The sequence below is a fragment of the Candidatus Microbacterium colombiense genome, assembly GCA_029203165.1.
GTDB lineage: Bacteria > Actinomycetota > Actinomycetes > Actinomycetales > Microbacteriaceae > Microbacterium > Microbacterium colombiense.
Genome location: CP119308.1, coordinates 2753867 through 2773687 on the forward strand (window position 1 = coordinate 2753867; position 19821 = coordinate 2773687).

18 protein-coding genes are annotated in these 19821 nt (G+C 68.7%); 6 read left to right on the forward strand and 12 right to left on the reverse strand.

Translation table 11 applies throughout. The features are described 5' to 3' along the window. Positions 1-3: 3 nt before the first annotated feature. The 4 genes from P0Y60_13315 to murI form a co-directional block, all read right to left on the reverse strand. Positions 4-924: a cation diffusion facilitator family transporter gene (locus tag P0Y60_13315; protein ID WEK60289.1), complete on the reverse strand. Its 921-nt coding sequence runs from the start codon at positions 922-924 to the stop codon at positions 4-6. A gap of 85 nt (positions 925-1009) precedes the next feature. Continuing rightward, positions 1010-1603 carry an RdgB/HAM1 family non-canonical purine NTP pyrophosphatase gene (gene rdgB, locus P0Y60_13320; protein WEK62924.1) on the reverse strand — a complete coding sequence of 198 codons (594 nt, stop codon included), beginning with the start codon at positions 1601-1603 and terminating at the stop codon, positions 1010-1012. After that, a complete protein-coding gene (gene rph, locus P0Y60_13325) occupies positions 1603-2340 on the reverse strand; it encodes a ribonuclease PH (protein ID WEK60290.1) in 738 nt (245 codons plus the stop codon). Before rph ends, rdgB begins: the two co-directional genes overlap by 1 nt. Before the next feature lie 31 nt (positions 2341-2371). Next, positions 2372-3208: a glutamate racemase gene (gene murI / locus P0Y60_13330; GenBank protein ID WEK60291.1), complete on the reverse strand. Its 837-nt coding sequence runs from the start codon at positions 3206-3208 to the stop codon at positions 2372-2374. 63 nt (positions 3209-3271) lie between these two features. Here murI and P0Y60_13335 point away from each other — a divergent pair, with 63 nt between their 5' ends. Further along, positions 3272-4597, forward strand: coding sequence for a nicotinate phosphoribosyltransferase (locus P0Y60_13335; protein ID WEK60292.1), 1326 nt, complete (start codon positions 3272-3274; stop codon positions 4595-4597). A gap of 59 nt (positions 4598-4656) precedes the next feature. Here the strand turns inward: P0Y60_13335 and P0Y60_13340 are convergent, their stop codons facing one another. The 3 genes from P0Y60_13340 to P0Y60_13350 are packed head-to-tail and all read right to left on the reverse strand — an operon-like array spanning position 4657 to position 7342. Further along, a complete protein-coding gene (locus tag P0Y60_13340; protein WEK60293.1) occupies positions 4657-4923 on the reverse strand; it encodes a DUF3039 domain-containing protein in 267 nt (88 codons plus the stop codon). A gap of 41 nt (positions 4924-4964) precedes the next feature. Next, positions 4965-6530, reverse strand: coding sequence for a hypothetical protein (locus tag P0Y60_13345; GenBank protein WEK60294.1), 1566 nt, complete (start codon positions 6528-6530; stop codon positions 4965-4967). Next, complete coding sequence (locus tag P0Y60_13350) at positions 6506-7342, reverse strand: ABC transporter ATP-binding protein (protein WEK60295.1); 837 nt, start codon at positions 7340-7342, stop codon at positions 6506-6508. The genes P0Y60_13345 and P0Y60_13350 overlap by 25 nt, the downstream gene beginning before the upstream one ends. Here P0Y60_13350 and P0Y60_13355 point away from each other — a divergent pair. The 5 genes from P0Y60_13355 to P0Y60_13375 all read left to right on the forward strand — a co-directional run bounded on the left by P0Y60_13355 (position 7326) and on the right by P0Y60_13375 (position 12196). Then, positions 7326-7946 (forward strand): hypothetical protein, encoded by a 621-nt coding sequence (locus P0Y60_13355; GenBank protein ID WEK60296.1) that lies wholly within the window; start codon positions 7326-7328, stop codon positions 7944-7946. The two genes, P0Y60_13350 and P0Y60_13355, sit on opposite strands and share 17 nt — an antisense overlap. 518 nt (positions 7947-8464) lie before the next feature. Continuing rightward, positions 8465-9157 carry an NTP transferase domain-containing protein gene (locus P0Y60_13360; GenBank protein ID WEK60297.1) on the forward strand — a complete coding sequence of 231 codons (693 nt, stop codon included), beginning with the start codon at positions 8465-8467 and terminating at the stop codon, positions 9155-9157. A gap of 80 nt (positions 9158-9237) precedes the next feature. After that, complete coding sequence (locus P0Y60_13365; GenBank protein WEK60298.1) at positions 9238-10236, forward strand: hypothetical protein; 999 nt, start codon at positions 9238-9240, stop codon at positions 10234-10236. Between the two features lie 125 nt (positions 10237-10361). Further along, the gene (locus P0Y60_13370) at positions 10362-11960 is read left to right on the forward strand and encodes an acyl-CoA carboxylase subunit beta (protein WEK60299.1); all 1599 of its coding nucleotides are present in this window, start codon (positions 10362-10364) and stop codon (positions 11958-11960) included. Continuing rightward, positions 11957-12196, forward strand: a complete 240-nt coding sequence (locus P0Y60_13375) for an acyl-CoA carboxylase subunit epsilon (GenBank protein WEK60300.1) — start codon at positions 11957-11959, stop codon at positions 12194-12196. Before P0Y60_13370 ends, P0Y60_13375 begins: the two co-directional genes overlap by 4 nt. A gap of 44 nt (positions 12197-12240) precedes the next feature. On the opposite strand, the gene P0Y60_13380 is transcribed toward P0Y60_13375, so the two are convergent. From P0Y60_13380 to P0Y60_13400, 5 genes are all read right to left on the reverse strand, one after another. Then, positions 12241-15261, reverse strand: a complete 3021-nt coding sequence (locus P0Y60_13380) for a glycoside hydrolase family 38 C-terminal domain-containing protein (protein WEK60301.1) — start codon at positions 15259-15261, stop codon at positions 12241-12243. Positions 15262-15380: 119 nt separating this feature from the next. Beyond that, positions 15381-16580, reverse strand: a complete 1200-nt coding sequence (locus P0Y60_13385) for an ROK family transcriptional regulator (protein WEK60302.1) — start codon at positions 16578-16580, stop codon at positions 15381-15383. Positions 16581-16888: 308 nt separating this feature from the next. Then, positions 16889-17899 carry a hypothetical protein gene (locus P0Y60_13390; GenBank protein ID WEK60303.1) on the reverse strand — a complete coding sequence of 337 codons (1011 nt, stop codon included), beginning with the start codon at positions 17897-17899 and terminating at the stop codon, positions 16889-16891. After that, positions 17896-19125 carry an ATP-binding protein gene (locus P0Y60_13395; GenBank protein ID WEK60304.1) on the reverse strand — a complete coding sequence of 410 codons (1230 nt, stop codon included), beginning with the start codon at positions 19123-19125 and terminating at the stop codon, positions 17896-17898. The genes P0Y60_13390 and P0Y60_13395 overlap by 4 nt, the downstream gene beginning before the upstream one ends. Continuing rightward, positions 19115-19774, reverse strand: a complete 660-nt coding sequence (locus P0Y60_13400; GenBank protein WEK60305.1) for a response regulator transcription factor — start codon at positions 19772-19774, stop codon at positions 19115-19117. The genes P0Y60_13395 and P0Y60_13400 overlap by 11 nt, the downstream gene beginning before the upstream one ends. Positions 19775-19821 lie beyond the last annotated feature (47 nt).

Genomic DNA, 19821 nt, shown 5'->3' on the forward strand with positions numbered 1-19821 from the left:
TGCTCAGGCGTGGTGCGGCTCGCAGTCGGACTGCTCAGAGGGCTCGATCTGGAAGGTGGAGTGCTCCACGTCGAAGTGCTCCGCCAGGCAGGATTGCATGTCCGAGAGCAGCTGGGTGGAGCGTCCGTCTTCGATCAGCGCGGGATCCACGCTCACATGAGCGGTGAACACCGGGGCCCCGCGTGTCAGCTGCCACACATGCACGTCGTGCACACCCGTGACACCGTCGTAGTCGAGCAGGTGCTGACGGATATCGCTGACCGCGGTGCCCTTCGGCGCAGACTCGGACAGCACGGAGAACACCTCACGCAGAAGCGAGATCGCACGCGGGATGATCATCACCGCGATGAAGAGCGACGCGATCGCATCGGCAGGCATCCATCCCGTCGCCACGATCACGATCGCCGCGACGATCACGGCCGCCGAACCGATGAGGTCACCCATGACCTCCAGGTACGCGCCACGCACGTTGATGCTGGTGCGCTGCGCACGGCTGAGCAGCCACATGGAGACGGCGTTGGCGAGGAGCCCCACCACCGCGACCGCGAGCATGAGCGGCCCGGCCACCTCGACCTCGCTCGGGTTCACCAGCCGGCCGACGGCCTCGAACCCGACCCAGCTCGCGAGCAGGATCAGGATGACGGCATTGATCAGCGCGCCGAACACCTCGGCCCGCTGGTACCCGAACGTGCGTCGGTCATCGGCGGGCCGGGCGGCGACCGCTGCGGCGATCAGCGCGATCACGAGCGCGGAGGCATCGGTGAACATGTGGGCGGCGTCGGCCAGGAGCGCGAGCGACCCGGTGAGAAGGGCCCCCACGACCTGCACGACCATGATGGTGGCGGTCAGGCACAGCGAGATCGTCAGCAGGCGTCGATGGCCTGCCGAACGGATGCCGCCGACAGAAGGTGCGTGATCGTGCATGCCCCCAGGCTAGACCGGGTTATCCCAGTACAGGAGCCGTTTCGCCTAGTCGGGAAGGGTAACGAGAACCAGTCTCATCATGCGCTCAGAGGTTCGCGAGCAGAGGCACGAGTTCCGCGAACGCCCGAGCGCGATGCGACTGCTCCTGCTTCTCATCCGCACGGAAGTCACCGACGGTGCGCTCGGCGCCTGCGGGCTGGCCGTCGGGGATGAAGATCGGGTCGTACCCGAATCCCCCACCACCGGATGCCGCACGGGCGAGCCTGCCCGGCCATCTGCCGACCACCACGTGCTCGTCGCCGTCCGCCGTGACCAGCGCGATCGTGGAGTTGAAGTGCGCGGCACGGTGGGGATCGGCGATGTCGTGCAGCTGATCCAGGAGGAGCTCGAGGTTCGCCACCGCGTCCTTGCGCTGCCCGGCCCAGTATGCCGAGAACACCCCGGGCGAACCACCGAGCACATCGACGCAGATGCCGGAGTCGTCGGCGAGCGCCGTCAGCCCGGTGTGTGCCGCCGCCGCCCTCGCCTTGAGCAGCGCGTTGTCGGTGAACGTCACGCCGTCTTCGACCGGTTCGGGACCGTCGTAGGCGACGATCTCCAGATCCGGTCGGGTCTTCGCGACGATCTGCTGGAACTCGGCGACCTTGTGCGCGTTGTGCGTGGCGAGGACGACCTTCATCACGCGCCCGCCAGCGCCGCCGTCTGGGTGTCCTTCAGGGTCGCGCAACCCGCGACGCCCAGCTCGAGCAAGGCGTCCAGTTCGCGCTTGTCGAACGGCGCGCCCTCGGCCGTGCCCTGCACCTCGACGAAGAGGCCGCGTCCGGTGACGACGATGTTCATGTCGGTCTCCGCGCGCACGTCTTCGACATATGCCAGGTCGAGCATGGGCTCGCCGTCGATGATGCCGACCGACACGGCCGCGACCGAGTCGAGGAGCGGAGTGGCGTTCTTCCCGATGAACTTCTTCGTGCGGCCCCACTCGATGGCATCGGCCAGGGCGACGTACGCGCCGGTGATCGCCGCCGTGCGGGTGCCTCCGTCGGCTTGCAGCACGTCGCAGTCGATCACGATCGTGTTCTCGCCGAGCGCCTTGGTGTCGACGACGGCACGCAGCGCGCGGCCGATCAGGCGGGAGATCTCGTGCGTACGTCCGCCGATGCGTCCCTTGACGCTCTCACGATCGTTGCGGCTGTTCGTGGCGCGCGGCAGCATCGAGTACTCGGCCGTCACCCACCCCTTGCCCTTGCCCGTCAACCAGCGCGGCACGCCGTTCGTGAACGACGCCGTGCAGAGCACCTTCGTGCCGCCGAAGCTGATCAGCGCCGATCCCTCGGCGTGTGCGCTCCAGCCGCGTTCGATGGTGATCTCGCGGAGCTGGTCGGTGGAGCGGCCGTCGGCACGGACGATTTCAGACATGGACTTCCTTCGGGTGAGGGGGTGAGCCGCGTCAGTGCGACTCGGAGAGGGAATCGGGAAGAGTGATGACGCCGGTCTGCACCAGCTGGACGTCACGGACCTCGCGGCCCATCAGACGGTTGGCGAGGGCGGTGAAGTCGTCGGCCGACGCGCCCGTCGCCTCGTACACGTAGCTCGCGGCGGCATCGGCCGGAGCGAGGAGATCGCCGCGGACGAGCTGCCGGTACACGTCGCCCGCGGTCTCGTCGTCACTGGAGACGAGCGTGACGCCCTCTCCCATGACATAGCTGATCGCGCCGCGCAGGAACGGATAGTGCGTGCACCCCAGAACGAGGGTGTCCACTCCGGCCTCGCGCAACGGGGCGAGGTACTCCTCCGCCACGGCGAGCACCTCGGGCGTGCCGGTGATCCCGGCCTCCACGAATTCGACGAAGCGAGGGCACGCCGCCGTGAACACCTGCAGTCGCTCGTTCACCTCGAGCATGTCCTGGTAGGCGCGCGAACCGATCGTGCCGACGGTGCCGATGACGCCGACACGGCCGTTGCGCGTGGTGGAGACGGCACGGCGGACGGCCGGACCGATCACCTCGACGACCGGGATGTCGTAGCGCTCCCTGGCGTCGCGCAACATGGCCGCGGATGCCGTGTTGCAGGCGATGACGAGCATCTTGACGCCCTGATCGACGAGCGTGTCGAGAACCTCGAGCGAGTACCGACGCACGTCGGCGATGGGCTTGGGCCCATACGGCGAGTGTGCGGTGTCGCCGATGTAGACGAACGATTCTCGTGGCAGCTGGGCGCGGATGGCCCGAGCCACCGTGAGCCCACCGACACCGGAGTCGAAGATCCCGATCGGCGCGTCGTTCATGACTCCCCAGCCTACCTGCGCGGGACCCGCCGCGTGCATCACCGCGCTCACTAAGCTGAGCGCATGACCACGTCGACGGCGCTGCTCACCGACCGTTACGAGCTGACGATGCTCGCCGCTTCGCTCCGAGACGGTACGGCTGCGCGCCCGAGCGTCTTCGAGCTGTTCTCGAGACGACTCTCCGGTGGACGGCGCTTCGGTGTCGTCGCCGGCACAGGTCGTCTGCTGAGCCTCGTCCGCGATTTCCGCTTCGGTGATGATGAGTTGCGATTCCTGCGCGACAACCGGATCGTGGATGCTCCGGCGGCGAAGTACCTGGAGGACTACCGATTCACCGGCTCCATCCGTGGATATCGCGAGGGCGAGCTGTACTTCCCCGGCTCTCCCATCCTCACCGTCGAAGGGTCGTTCGCCGACGCGGTCGTGCTGGAGACGCTGGCGCTGAGCGTGCTGAACCACGACTCCGCGGTCGCCACCGCCGCGTCCCGCATGAGCATCGCTGCCGGAGAGCGACCCCTCGCCGAGATGGGCTCACGCCGGGCGGCCGAGCAATCGGCGGTCGCGGCTGCGCGTGCGGCATACATCGCCGGTTTCGGCGCGACCAGCAACCTCGAGGCCGGCCGACGCTGGGGCATCCCGACGATGGGCACGGCCGCGCATTCCTGGACGCTGCTGCACGACTCCGAGGAGTCGGCCTTCCGGTCACAGATCGACAGCCTCGGCACCGACACGACCCTCCTCGTCGACACGTACGACGTCCGCACCGGGGTCGAGACGGCGATCCGCGTCGCCGGGACCGCACTGGGCGGCGTGCGCATCGATTCCGGCGACCTGCCGATCATGGCCGCCGAAGTCCGCGCACAGCTCGACGAACTCGGCGCCGTCGATACCCGCATCACCGTGACCAGCGATCTCGACGAGTATGCGATCGCCGCCCTCGCGGCATCGCCCGTCGACTCCTACGGCGTCGGCACCTCGGTCGTCACCGGTTCCGGATACCCGACCGCGAGCATGGTCTACAAGCTCGTCGCCCGCCAGGACGCCGACGGCTCCTGGGTCGGAGTCGCCAAGGCGTCAGCCGACAAGGCATCCCATGGCGGACGCAAAGCCGCCTTCCGCACCCTGGTGGACGGCGTGGCCACGGCGGAGACGGTCATGGTGGCCGACGGTTTCGAGCAGCTCGACCCCACGTCTGAGTCCGAGCACGGTCGGCCTCTCCAGGTCACGTTCGCCGAGGCCGGGCAGATCGACGCCGCTCACGAGGGGCCGGAGGGAACTTCCGCGGCGCGCGCGCATCATCTGCGCGTCCGGGAGGAGCTTCCCGTGCGGGCGCTCGCCCTGAGCAAGTCCGATCCGGCCATCCCGACCGTGTTCGTCGACGTGGCCTGACGCCGCACGAGGCGACCTCGCCGCCCCACGCATCAGGATGGTGCGATGAGGGTGAGCCCTCAGCGCACCATCGACTCGTAGATCTCCTTGCACGTGGGGCAGATCGGGAACTTCTCGGGGTCGCGCCCCGGAGTCCACTTCTTGCCACACAGTGCGCGCACCGGCTTGCCGGTGATCGCGGACTCGAGGATCTTGTCCTTCTTCACGTAGTGCGAGAATCGCTCATGGTCGCCCGGCTCGAGATTCTCCTCACGGAGAAGCTCTTCCAGTTCGCGATCAAGCGTTGCCACGCCGCCCTGATCGGGGCTGTCCAGCGGAGTACTCATCCCGAGAGTCTAGCCGCGTCGAGACGGCCATGGGCGGCCGATCACGCGGTCTCGACGAACTCCATCAGACGTTCACCGCTGCGCTCGAAGATCCGCCCGCCGATGGCGACCCCGGCCACGAGCACGACGATCCCGCTCGCGATGCCGACCCAGAACGTCTCCGGGGCGAGCCCGCGGTCCTCGACGATCGTCGAGGCGAACAGCCAGATCGTGGGTGCGCTGAACATGATCGCCCCGAGGAACGCCGCCGCGGGTCCGTAGGCACCCCGCGAGGTCGGACGCTGGGGCTGCTGGAACGGGCTGTCCCCCGGCCGCGACACCGCATAGGGGGCCACGACCGACACGACGCTCGAGATTCCGAGCGCGGAGAAGAGCAGACTCGCGCCGAGCCCGATCATCGGCAGCAGCAGATGCGGCCCTCCGATGAAGACCAGGGAGAGCGGGATCGCGATCGCGAGCACCGGGAGCGCGACGAGCATGACCGGCACGAGTCGACCGAGTCGATCCGGGATGCCGCGCACGCCGCTGGCGACGTGCGTCCACAGCGCCGTGGAGTCGTACGCCACGTCGTTGTGCGGCAGCCAGCCGAAGAACAGCGCCATGACCGGGACCGGCACGAGGGCGGCGATCTCGAGGGGAACTCCCGCCACGAGCAACGGGAACACCGTCAACACTCCCGCGACCGGGACGACGATGATGTTCATGATGTAGCGGCGGTCGCGAAGCCAGTAGACGAGGCTCCGGGAAGCGATCGCCCCGAATGCGTTGGACGGCAGCAGGCCGAACCATCCGAGGCCGGAGCGCTCTCGCGCGGCCGTCGGCCGCTCCGTGGTCGTGAGCAGCCGTCGCACCAGCCATGCCCAGAGCGCCCAGAGCGCCGCCCCCGTGGCCAGCGCCACGAGACCGGTGATCCACGACAGAGCGACATCGTCTGCTGCCGTGGCGAAGAGGAAGGCGGGCGCTGCCGCGAGCGGGGTCACGCCGAACACCGAGGTGAGTGATTCGAGCGACGCCGGCACGTGGCCGTCCCAGCGCAGGGAAGCGACGTAGACCGCGACGGGGAAGGCGATGATGATCAGGGCGAGGGCGAACAGCGCGGTGAGTTCGCGTGATCGTCGCTCCGGCAGGAACAGAGCGTTGATCGCCAGGCCGATGCGCGCGGTGAGAGCCGTGCTGATCACGCCGATGAGTGTCATCAGCACCGCGAGCGGCCACGGCGCACCGAGCGAGATCGCCACGATGCACACGCTGGTGTACACGGCGAGCAACGCCAGGCTCGGCACGCTCACGAGTGAGGCGACGGTGAGCACCCAGGGCATCCGACGCTCATCGACACCGAAGACGGCGAATCGTCGCGGGTCGAGCTGATCGACAGCACCGACGAGGATCGGACCGACGAGGAAGCCGAGCATGATCGCGACGCCTCCCAGCACCGTGACGGTGCGGGCGACTCCGACGGGCGCCCCGGCGAGGCTGTTCACGGCGATGCAGACGGCGATCGTCATGGCGATCACGACGACGAGCTTGAGCAGGGTGCGCCCGCGGCGTTCGCCGCGTAGCGAACCGATCAGAAGGGCGAATCTCAGTCGGAGAACATGTGCAACCATTCGAGCCCCTCCACTTCTCCGATACCGCCGGAGAGCTCGACGAAGCGAGCCTCGAGCGTCTGACCGGCCCGCACCTCGTCGATCGTGCCCTCAGCGAGCACCTCACCACCGACGATGATGGCGACACGCGAGCACACGCGCTCGACGAGGTCCATGCCGTGGCTGGAGAGGATGACGGTTCCCCCATGTGCGACATAGGCCCGGAGGATGTCGAGGATGACGGCCGACGACACCGGGTCGACGGATTCGAACGGCTCATCGAGCACGAGGACACGCGGTGAGTGGATCATCGCCCCCGCCAGCATGAGCTTCTTCGTCATGCCGGCCGAGTAGTCGGACACGACACGACTGAGCGCATCGCCGAGGTCGAAGGCCCGAGCCAGGTCGGCGGTGCGCTTCTCGATGACGCTGGACGCAAGTCCGCGCAGAAGACCGTAGTAGTACAGCAATTGCCGCCCGGTGAGCCGGTCGAAGGTGCGCAGTCGATCAGGGAGCACACCCATGACGCGCTTCGCGGCGAGCGGCTGCGTCGCCTGGTCGATCCCGCAGATCGCCACGCTGCCCTCGTCGGCACGCAGCAGGCCGGCGACGATCGACAGGGTCGTCGTCTTTCCCGCGCCGTTGGGACCGACGATGCCGTAGAACGATCCGGCCGGCACCGTGAGGTCGATGCCGTCGACGGCACGGTTGTCACCGAAGTGCTTGACGAGTCCGCGAATCGTGATCGCATCTGTTCCGTCGGTGCGGCCGACCTCAGCGACGACGCGCTCGGCGGCGGGAGCCTCTTCGGACACCGTGGCAGCCACCGGCACCGACGGCTCCTCGAGCACCGGCTCCTCGGGCGCCTCGTTTGCGGGTGCGTCCGTTGCGGGTGCGTCCGTCGCGGGAGCGTCCGTCGCGGGAGCGTCCGTCGCGGGAACGTTCGTCGTGGGAACGTCCGTCGTGGGAACGTCCGTCGTGGGAACGAGCGGATCGGTGAGCGTCGCGACGGGCTCCGCAACCTCGTCACCCGACGGTGTCGCGGCCTTCGCGGCAGCTGTCTTCGCCGCGGCCGTCTTCGCCGCGGCGGTCTTCGCGGCGGCCGTCTTGGCTGATGCGGTTCGCGCGGCAGCGGTGCGCGCGTTCGACTTGGTGGTCGCGGCCTTCGCCGCAGCCGTCTTCGCTGCCGCCGTCTTGGACGCGGTCGTCTTCGCCGCAGCAGCCCTCGCCGCAGTCGTCCTCGCCGCAGTCGTCTTCGCCGCAGTCGTCCTCGCCGCAGCAGTCTTCGCCGCGGTCGTCTTCGCCGCGGTCGTCCTGGATGCTGTCGTCCGCGCTACGGGCGGGTTCTCCGTCGATGCGGCAGGCGCCGCGGCGTCCGTCTTCAGTGGCTCGATCACGACATCCGCGCGGGGAGCGGCCTTCTCGGCCGCCGCCTGAGCGCTCGCGCGTGGGGCAGCCGGCTTCTTCGCAGCCGGTCGCGCGGCGGGCTTCTTCGCGGCGGGTCGCGCGGCGGGCTTCTTCGCCACGGGCTTCCTCGCGGCGGCCGTATTGCCTGCCGCCGCCCTCGCCGTGGTGGGTCTCTTCGCCGGCGTCTTCTTCGCAGGGGAGCCCGCGGCAGACGAGGAAGAGCGGGCTCCTGTCGCCTTCGACGGCGGGTTCTGGGGGTCGTCCACCTGTTCGGTGCGGTCGTCAGGGGAAGAAGTCACTCTTATACGGTATCAATGAGCTGTGGCGAGCCTGTGGTTCCGCGCAATAAAGTGAGAGCGCAGGGCCCGACGGCGCGGGGATTCCCGCCGGCTGTCGAGTCTGTGTGTTCGGTGTGTACTCGGTCACGAAACGGCAACAGGGGCCATCCACCCCAGGGCTTCCCAGCCTGAATCGCTAGCATGAAACCGGCACGAAGAAGTGTCCGGCTGGTGAACCAGCCCTTAACACACTTTCTTTTAGGAGCACTTGTGACTCTTCAGACCGTCATTCTCGCCGCCGGCATGGGCTCGCGCCTCGGCCGCGCCCTGCCGAAGCCGCTCACCGAGCTGAGCGACGGGCGATCGATCATGCGCCAGCAGCACGACAACATCCGCGTGGCCTTCGGTTCCGACGCGCGTATCACCACCGTCGTCGGCTACCGCGCCGAGACGATCATCGACGCGTTCCCCACAGTGAACTACGTCCACAACGAGCGCTACGACGAGACCAACACCTCGAAGAGCCTCCTCCGTGCCCTCGCTGCAACGGGCCGAGGCGGCGTGCTGTGGATGAACGGCGACGTGGTGTTCGACCCGATGATCCTCGGCCGCGCCGCCGCGTTCATCGAGCGTGACCAGTCGTTCGTGACGGTCAACACGTCCAAGGTGAGCGATGAAGAGGTGAAGTACACGGTCACCGCCGAGGGCTTCATCAACGAGCTCTCCAAGACGGTCAAGGGCGGCCTCGGCGAGGCCGTGGGCATCAACTACATCTCTTCCTCGCACAAGAAGGCGTTCATGCGTCAGTTGCAGCGTGTCGAGGATCAGGACTACTTCGAGCGCGGCCTCGAACTCGCGATCGCCGAGGACGGCCTGCTCCTCGAGCCGATGGACGTCTCCGACCTGTACGCCGTCGAGGTCGACTTCGCCGAAGACCTGGAGCGCGCGAACCTCTTCGTCTGATCGAGTCTTCTCCGGGAGCCGCACCCTTTCGAGGGTGCGGCTCCCGGCGTTTTCGCGGCATCTGTTCCTAGGATCGAGACATGGGGCCCAAGGTGCACAAGATCCATTCCCTCCCGGACGACTCTCCGTGGGACAAGGGCGTTCCGCCCACAGGTTCCCCTGAACACCCGGCGATGGTCCGCGGACTCGATCGGGTGCTGTCGATCCAGCGCCCGCTGGTGCTCGCGCACATCCGCAGCATCCGCCTCCGCAACCCGCAGGCGTCGCCCGCCGAGATCGTGCGCATCCTCGAACGCCGCTACCTCGCCGCCGTGACCACGGGTGGCGCGGCCGTCGGCGCGACCGCCGTCGTTCCCGGCATCGGGACCGGCGTGACCCTTGCGCTCTCGGGCGTCGAGACGCTGGGGTTCGTGGAGTCGACCGCACTCTTCGCACAGTCCGTGGCCGAGGTCCACGGCATCGCGATCGGGAACCCGGAGCGTGCGCGCGCGCTGGTGATGACCCTGATGCTCGGCAAGGAGGGCGTCGACCTGGTCGGCCAGTTGGCGGGTCAGGTCGCGGGGCGCGGCGGAACGCGCTCGAACTACTGGGGGGAGCTCGTCACGAAGTCGCTTCCGCGCGCGGCGGTCGGTCCCCTCGTCGACCAGCTCAAGAGCATGTTCGTCAAGCAGTTCGCCGCCCGAGGGGGCGCGTCCTTCCTCGGCAAGGCCCTGCCCTTCGGCGTCGGCGCAGCGATCGGCGGAGCGGGCAACCACATTCTCGGGCGGCGGGTGCTCACGACATCCCATCGCGCGTTCGGGTCGGCCCCCATCGACCTCCCGCTCGAGCTCGAACCGATCCCCGGTGCGGAGAAGGTCGAACTGCGGATGCTGCGCGGTGCGCGCTTCGCCGGGAACGCGGTCGCCGGAGCCGCCGGTACCGCGGCGCGCGGCATCGGCTGGGCCGGGCACAAGGTCGGAGAACTCACGACGCGCCGCGGGCGCGCCGAGCTCGCAGCCGACGACACGGGTCACGATGGAGACCACGAACTCCGGCCGGGGTTGGGCCAGGACGCCGGTTCGGATCCGACCGCTCGCTGACACCACCCGGGCAGAGGCCGACGGACGTAGGCCGCGCACTCCGCCCCCGACCCGTGCACGTCGCCAAAGGATCGACCGGGCCGTTGTGCCGAGCATCCAACAGACGGCGCCGTAGCGGCGCTAGGGTGGAATCCGTGACGGACAAGCCCGACCTTTTTACCACTGCCGGCAAGATCGCGGACCTGCGCGCTCGCTACACCGAGGCCGTCGTCGACGCCGAGGCGAAGGCGAAGGACAAGCAGCACGCCAAGGGCAAGATGACCGCCCGGGAGCGCATCGAGTTGCTCGTCGACCCCGGCAGCTTCGTCGAGTTCGACGAGTACGTGCGCCATCGCACCACCGCGTTCGGCATGGACCGTTCGCGCCCCTACGGCGACTCCGTCGTGACGGGTGTGGGCACGATCCACGGACGCACGGTCGCGGTCTACTCGCAGGACTTCTCGACGTTCGGCGGATCGCTCGGCGAGGTCGCCGGCGAGAAGATCATCAAGATCATGGAGTTCGCCCTCGCGGGCGGGATGCCGTGCATCGGCATCCTCGACTCCGGCGGAGCCCGCATCCAGGAAGGCGTGGTCGCCCTCGGCAAGTACGGCGAGATCTTCCGCCTGAACACCCGCGCCTCCGGCGTGATCCCGCAGATCTCCATCATCATGGGGCCGGCGGCGGGTGGCGCGGTGTACTCCCCCGCGCTCACCGACTTCGTCATCATGGTCGACAAGACCAGCCAGATGTTCGTCACGGGCCCCGACGTCATCAAGACGGTCACCGGCGAGGACGTCGGCATGGAGGAGCTGGGTGGCGCCTACACCCACAACACCCGGTCCGGTGTGTCCCACTACCTCGCCGAGGACGAGGACGACGCGATCGACTACGCCCGCACCCTCCTCGGGTTCCTTCCGGACAACAACATGGCCGAGCTCCCGTCGTACGAGAGCGCCTTCGAGTTCGAGACGACGGATGCCGATCGCGCGCTGAACACGATCATCCCCGACTCGGCGAACCAGCCGTACGACATCCACACGGTGATCGAGCACGTCGTCGACGACGGCGACTTCCTCGAGGTCCAGCCGCTGTTCGCCCCCAACATCGTCATCGGCTTCGGCCGTGTCGAGGGCCGCTCGGTCGGCATCATCGCGAACCAGCCCTCTCAGATGGCGGGCACGCTGAACATCGAGGCGGGCGAGAAGGCCAGCCGATTCGTGCGCTTCTGCGATGCGTTCTCGATCCCGATCGTCACGCTCGTCGATGTGCCCGGGTATCTGCCGGGCACCGATCAGGAGTGGGAAGGCGTCATCCGGCGCGGAGCGAAGCTCCTCTACGCCTACGCCGAGGCCACCGTGCCGCTGGTCACCGTCATCCTGCGCAAGGCCTACGGCGGCGCGTACATCGTCATGGGCTCGAAGCAGCTCGGCGCCGACGTCAACCTGGCGTGGCCGACGGCGGAGATCGCGGTCATGGGCGGTCAGGGCGCGGTCAACATCCTCTACCGGGGCGAGATCAAGCGGGCGGAGGAGGCCGGAGAAGATGTGGCCGCCGTCCGCACACGTCTCGCCAACGAGTACACCTACGACGTCGCGTCGCCGTTCCTCGCCGCCGAGCGCGGTGAGCTCGACGGGATCATCGAGCCCGCCAACACGCGTGTCTCGATCGCGAAGTCGCTGCGGGCGCTGCGGGGAAAGCGCGCATCGCTGCCCCCGAAGAAGCACGGGAACATCCCGCTGTGAGTGACGACTCTGTGGACGAGAGCTCCGACGGGCGTCGTCCGGCGCTCGAGATCACGCGCGGCACGGCCTCCGAGGAGGAGGTCGCGGCGCTCATCGCGGTCATCACCGACGCGTACGCGCACGAGGCCGAAGACGCCGTCGCAGAGCCTGTCCGCGTGTCCGCCTGGACCCGCACGCAGCGCTCACTGCGGCAACCACTGCGCCGGGACATCCCCTGGGGGCGGTTCTCCGGCTGAGCCCACGCCACACTCGTTCCCGACCGGGCCCCGGTATCGACCGCTCAGAGACGCGGGGCGCGGAATCGAAGAGTCACGAGTTGGAACGGGCGAAGCACGAGGTGCGCCTCGTCCGAGCCCGCCGCATCCAGGGCCGTCGCCTCGATCTCCCGTTCGAGCAGATCGGTCTCGACCACGGCGGCGTACTCGAAAGCGGTCGAGAGAGTGGCCGTCGCCCGTCCACCGTGCGCCTCGTACAGACGCACGACGACATCCCCGCTGCGATCCTCCGCGAGCTTCACGGCCTCCACCACGACGGCGTCGGACGATGAGGCGATCACAGGCTCGATCGCACCGGCACCCGTGATCCGGCGCAGGGGCAGATTCAGGCGATAGCCCTCCTGCACGGCGTCGGCGATGGAGGCTCCCGGACGAACGCTCACGCGGAAGGTGTGCGTTCCCTGGTCCGCCTCCGGATCCGGGAACAGCGGCGCGCGCAGCAGAGACAGCCGGATGCTCGTCGCCGTGCCGCCTCCCGCGCGCGTCGTGCGCGTGATGTCGTGCCCGTAGGTCGAGTCGTTCGCGATGGCGACCCCGAACCCCGGCTCGCCGACGTGCACCCATCGGTGCGCGACCGTCTCGAACCGCGCCATGTCCCACGACGTGTTGGCATGGGTCGGTCGGTGCACGTGTCCGAACTGGATCTCCGAGGTCGCCCGATCCGCATGGACATCCACCGGGAAGGCGAGCTTCAGCAGCTTCTGGCGTTCATGCCAGTCGACCGTGGTCTCGATATCGAGCGCGTGCGCGCCGGGCGCCAGCGTCAGAGCCTGCGTGATCCGCGAACCCCCCAGCTCGCGGACCACGCAGACGATCGCCGCCGACGCGTGCGGGACGACGTCGATCGACACCACATCGGTCACGTCGATGACGTGACGCCGGTAGTGCTCGTCGATGTCCCAGGCATCCCAGCGCGTCGGCGTATCGCGATGCAGCTGGAGGAGGTTCCCCCTCTCCCCTGCTGCGATCGCCTGCCTCCCGGTCGCGCGGACGACGAGTGACGTCACCAGACCCGCGCCGTCGATCGAGACCGTGAGGTGCTCGTTCTCCAGCACGAAGCCGTCCGTCGTCCGCGTGACCGTCGCAGAGACCCCAGTCCTCCGCGCGGCGGCGATCCCCATCGCCGCCGTTCCCTCCCGTGCGTATGGCCCGGAGTTGACGACCAGTTCGGATTCCCCCGAACCGGCCACGAACGCCAGCGACCTCGCGATGATGCGCTCCGCCGAGGCGAGGACCTCGTCGTAGCGACGCTCCGCCTCGCGATGCACCCAGCCGATGGAGCTGCCGGGGAGGATGTCGTGGAACTGCTGCAGCAGCACGGTCTCCCATGCCGCCTGCAGCTCGTCGTACGGATAGCTCGCGCCACGCAGCGCTGAGGCGGTCGCCCACAGCTCCGCCTCCCGAAGCGCGTGCTCGCTGCGACGGTTGCCTCGCTTCGTGCGCGCCTGCGACGTATACGTTCCCCGATGGAATTCGAGGTACATCTCCCCCGTCCACACCGGCGGAGTCGCGTACTCCTCCTCTGCGGCCTCGAAGAACCGACGCGGAGTCGACAGGGTCACGGTCGGCGACCCCTCCAGCGATCGCAGCCGGGCGGCTGCCGCCAGCATCTCGCGATTGGGGCCGCCGCCGCCGTCGCCGTAGCCGAACGGCACGAGCGAGGTGTTCGCAGCGCCCTTCTCGGCGTACTGTCGCTCGGCCCGCGCGAGCTCCTCGGAGGTCAACTGCGCGTTGTACGTGTCCACCGGCGGGAAGTGCGTGAAGATGCGGGTGCCGTCGATCCCCTCCCACTGGAAGGTGTGGTGCGGCATGACGTTGGTCTCGTTCCATGACATCTTCTGCGTGAGCATCCAGCGCGACCCGGCCGCCCGGGCGATCTGCGGGAGTGCGGCGGAATAGCCGAAGGAGTCTGGCAGCCAGACATCAAGGGGTTCGACGCCGAACTCCTCGAGGAAGAAGCGCTTGCCGAGGACGAACTGGCGCGCGAGCGCCTCTCCCCCCGGCATGTTTGTGTCGGATTCCACCCACATGCCACCCGCGGGGTGGAAGCGCCCGGCCGCCACGGCAGCGCGTATCCGTTCGAAGAGCTCCGGCTGGTACTTCTTCATCCAGGCGTACTGCTGCGCCGAAGACGCGGCGAACGCGAAGTCGGGGTCTTCCTGCTGGAGCGAGAGCACGTTCGAGAACGTCCGTGCCACCTTGCGCTGCGTCTCACGCACGGGCCACAACCACGCCGAGTCGATGTGCGCGTGTCCGACGGCGTGCACGGCGTGCGCGGAACCGGTCGCGGGGCGCGCGAGCACAGCCGCGAGTTCCGAGCGGGCATCGGTCGCCGTTCCCGCGATGTCGTCCGGGTCGGCCGTGTCGACCATGCGCTCGAGCGCGCGCAGGATCTCGGCTCGGCGGGGACTGTTCACGGGGAGCTCGGTCACCAGTCCGAGCAGCACCGCCACGTCCTGTGTCAGCTCCCACACCACGAGGTCGCGGACCACGATGTCGGCCCGGCGGAAGACATACAGCGGGTCATCACCCGCCGATTCCCATTCGCCGAGAGGCGTGGGGTGGAAGTCCCGGAACCCTTCGGCGACGTCGGGGTTCGCGGCGGCCTCCAGGTAGAGCACGAACGACTCGCCCGCGGCGCCCTCGAGGGGCACATGCGCGTTGCGGGGCTCGACGGCCTTCACGATCGTGCCGTCGGACCGATAGACCGTCCCCTCCGCCTGGAAGCCCGGTTCCGCGTCGCTGAAGCCGAGGTCGAAGAGCAGCTCCGCCTGCTGCCCGGGGGCGACGGTGGGCACGACGCCCGACACGCGCAGCCACATCGTGCTCCAGGCGCGGCCCCACGAGGTTCCGGTGGCGAACGGCGCGAACGACTGCCGCACGGCCTGATCGAACGGGACGGGCTCGCCCTCCACCCGCCACGCGGCGAGGTCCAGCCCGACCACCTGCACGTGAAGCGCAGGATGCAGACGCTCCTGCGCGAAGCGGCGGATGCGCGCGTGGACGAGTTCGGAGTTGTCGTGCATCACACGCTTCCGGTCGACGAAGGGGGTCGGGAAATAATACATCGATTGGAGTTATCGGTGTCAAGGCCCTGACCCGGATTCGCCGGCCAGGGCACTCCGCGCTCCCGCGGCAGTCGACCTCAGTGCTCGAGCAGCAGGTCCGCCGTGCGGGGCGTGAGCACCGAGTCCAGGACCACGCACGCGGCACCCACGGCGCCGACATCGTCACCCACGACCGTGCCGTCGACGGGAAGCGTGCGTACCGCGCGCGTGGCACTGAGTCGCTCGAGCCGCAGCGGGATCTCCTGCAGGTACACGGGCGCGACCCGCGACCAGAAGGGCCCGCCCAGTACCACCCGGTCGACATCGAGCATGTTCGTGAGCACCGCGACGAGCACCGACATGTTCGCAGCCGCCTGCCGCAGCACACGCTCGGCAGCCGGTTCCCCGGCCGCGGCGCGCGTGCACAGCTCTGAGAACCGCGCATCCACCGCCTCGGCATCCGTCGCCTCGCGGTCATCGGCGAAGACCCCGGCCCGCTCCGCCTGCTCCACGATGGCCTGCGGCGTGCAGACGACCTCGACGCAACCGCGGAGACCACACAGGCACGCGGGGCCGTCAGGGTCGACGATGATGTGCCCGACTTCTCCGAGGTTGCGCGTGCTGCCGCGGATGACGTCTCCGTCACGGGCGACCGCAGCTCCGATCCCCGTTCCCAGATAGATCAGCACGAACGAATCGTCGGGCGGGCCGTGCCGCGTCCAGAGCTCCCCGACAGCGGCGGCCGTGGTGTCCTTCTCGAGCGTCACGGGAAGACCGGTCGCCTCGGCCAGCACATCACGGAGCGGCACACGGTGCCAGCCGAGCAGTTTCGGCGGGTCGATCACCGTGCCCTTCTCCGCGTCCAGAGGACCGGGAGCCGCCACGCCCACACCGGCGATCAGCGCGCGGTCCACACCCGCGGCGTCGATGAGCGCACCGACGGTGGTCCCCATCGCGTCGACGATGTGGCGGGGATCCTTCGCCGGCGTCCGTACGGTGATGCGTCGGACGATCGCGCCCGTGAGATCGAGCAGGACGAAGGTCATCACGGCCGGGTCGAGGTGCACGCCCACCGAGTAGCGACTCTCGGCGATCAACCGCAGGGTGACGCGCGGCTTGCCCGGGCCGTTGATGGTGCGTCCGGCCTCGGCGATGAGACCGTCTCCGAGGAGCCGCCGGGTGATGTTCGTGACGGTCTGGGCTGACAGCCCGGTGGCCTCGACGAGCTCGGTCCGGCTCAGCCCCGTTCCGGACTGGCGGATGGCTTCGAGGATCACGGATTGATTGAAATCACCCATCCGAGGCAGGTTGGTCCCGCGGCGCATTCCCATCGTCCTATAATCCCTCATCCGGCCCGAAACGTGTCCCCCAAAATACCTACAGACAACCTTTGTTCGACCGAGCAGACTAATGGAGACGCTTCGCGTTCGGCTGTTCTCTCTATCCCAGGGTAGATAGACGGAGAACGGCCACCAGCGGTCAGTTTTCGGGTAACTGCACCGCAATGGCGAGGGGTGGGCGGCTTCGCCGCCCCTCGCCCACTCTGCATCCTCGACTCCGACCTCCTCCCCCGGCCGGAGCCGAGGAGGAGAGCGCGGTTCCGGTGTCAGCTCACAGCCGCGTCGCGCGGGATCTCATGCCACAGGTCGACGGCGTCATCGTCACGCGATGATCCGGAACTGGCGCGTCCGACGACCGTGACGGCGACGCGCGGGTCGTTCGACGACCGGATGATCAGTCGCCCCGCCTGTGCCTCCGTCAGCACGACGGCGAGCTCATCCCTGATCATCGCGCGGCGCTCCTCATCGATACCGTCGAGACCGCCCTCGTCGAACACCGTCACGATCACACCTCGACGACGGGCATCCTCGATCGCGTCGCGTACCGCGTCGTTGAGCAGATCCGCGCCGCGCAGCTCATCACGCAGCCGCCCTTCGGCGAGCCTCGCCGCCAACCGCTCCTCGGTGGTCAGGTCGCCGCGCGAGGCGACGACCCGGCTGAGCACCGGGCCGGCCACGGCGAGCGCGAACTGCGTGCGCACACGGCGTTCGCGCTGCCGCACGAGCTGGGTGGCGTGCCAGGCGGAGACCGCCTGCTGGATCTCGGCCAAGCGCGCAGTGTCGCGGATCGCCTTGTCCCAGAAGAGGACGAGCAGTTGCGCCACGACGACCCACATGATCGATCCCACGAGCCCGAGGCTCAGGGCCACACCGAACCCGAGGTAGCCGGCCGAGGTCGCCACGAGCACCAGCACCGTCAACCACCCGATGAGGAAACGGCGACGGACCACGCAGACGATGCCGAACAGCCCGAGCGCACCGATGTACCAGGTGGCGAACGGCGCCGTGCGCGCCGACTCGTCCAGTGAGATCGTCACCAGCGGCGGGATGACGAGGCAGGCGACGAGCGACAGCACCGCCGTCCACAACGGCATCCGCACCGACGTCGCGGAGTCCCAGAGGATCGCGACGTTGACCACGACCAGGTAGATCGCGATCGCCAGGATCATCAGCACAGGCGCCGTCGGTTGCACGGTCCACCAGATGGAACGCGCCACGAAATAGAGCGCGAAGCCGACGGCGAGCGACGTGGCGACGCTGCGGACGGTCCGGTTCATGAACGCTCCCATCCGAGTGTGACGGTTGTTCCCTGTGCACCGGAGACGATGTCGGCCGTACCGGCGACGCCTGCCATGCGCGCGAAGATCGATGCGCGGATGCCGAGGCGGTCCTCACCGATCGCATCGATGTCGAAGCCGCTCCCGGTGTCGGAGATCGTCACCGAGATTCCCTCATCGCCGCTCCCGACCGCGACGATGTGCATGCCTCGGCCCTGCGCGTGTCCGACCGAGTTGCGGATCGCCTGCCGCGCCGCGAGCACCAGAGCCCGGGCGACACGACCGGGGATCAGCCCGACTCCCCCGCGCTCCTCGACGATGGCGTCGGCTCCGAACTCGGAGAGCGCCCGGCGCAGCTCGATCACGATCTGCGAGATCCCGACCGGTTCGTCGCTGCCCTCCTGCGCGACCGCGGCCTCGGTGTTGGCGAGACGGGTGAGGGCCTCGCGTCCCATCGCGACAGCGAGCTCGCGTGCGCGCTCGCTCTCGGCACGCTCCGCCGCGATCAGAGCGGCCAGGACGCTGTCATGCATGAGCGCCGACATGGCGATCCGCTCCTCCTCCGCGGCGGCCGCGGCTGCGGCGGAGGCGTAGGAGGCGACGGCGCGCCCACGCGCATCGTCGACCCCGGCGGCGACCGAACGGAACATCCACCCGAGCGCGACGATGACGACGCCGAGGATCAGCGTGAACGAGACGTCGAAAGCGGTCGTGATCCAGAAGTCCCGCGAGAAGCTGCCCTGCACCAGGCGCACGTAGCCGTAGATGAACGGGAGTCCGGCGGCCCAGGTGATCTGCAGACGGATGGGGAACGCGAGCATCGCGGCGACGACGCAGACGTTCACGAGGAAGAAGATCCACGGTTGATCGCCGGCGACGCCCGGCGCGACGACGATCGGCCACGCGGCGAGCGCGAGCACGTACGACACGGCGAACACCCCGGCGGCGATGCGCACTCCGCGCCCCAGCACACACGCCACCAGCATGCCGGCGAGCGGGAGGAAGACGACGATCACGACGATCAGATGCGGGACGTCTCCCCGCGAGAACGACCCGAGCGCGGAGAGGAAGGCCTGCGCCCCCAGAGTCGCCGACCCGATCGCGACCACTGTCGCGAGGATGCGCTCCATGCGTTTGCCGGTGAAGCGCTCGAATTCGGTCTCCGCGGTGCCGGGAGAGGGGATCTTGCTCCAGGCTTCGCGGATGTCGAGAGCGTCAGTGGCCACTCGGCTCCCCGTCCGACTCGACGATCCCGTCTTCCATCGCGCGGCGGAGCAGATCCACCTTGGTGGGCGCGGGACGCCCGACCTCGACGTACTTCACGCGGATGCGCGTGATGTTCTCCTTCGCCGTGGAGTAGGCGACTCCGAGTCGTTCGGCCACAGCCTTGAGCGGGAGGCCCGTCGCATACAGACGCAGCACCTCTCGCTCCCGTGTCGACAGTTGGGCGTCGCTGAAGTCGCGGTCTCCGTCGACGGCGCTCGCCCACTCGACGTTGTTCAGGGCCTCACCGTGGGCAACCGTGCGGATGGCATCGAGCACGTCGTCGAGTGCTGACGACTTGCTCACGACACCGGCGGCGCCCGCGGACAGCGCCTCTCGCACCGCGGCCGGGCGGTCGGCGACGCTGTGGATGACCACGCTCGCTCCGTCGGCCAGGAGCGAGGTGACGTTCTCGGTGACGGTGGTGCCGTCGCCCAGCGTGATGTCGAGGACCACGACGTCTGCCGGCGCCCCACCGGATGCGGCGCGCCACTCGAGATACGAGACAACCGTGCTACCGGAGAAGACGACGGTCTGCGAGTCCCGCGCGCACGCGGCCTCCAGGCCGAGGCGAACGGACTCGTGATCATCGATGAGGGCGACCGTGCTCATCCACCCAGCCTAGTGAGTCGACGGCGTCACGCGGAGGAGCCCGTCGA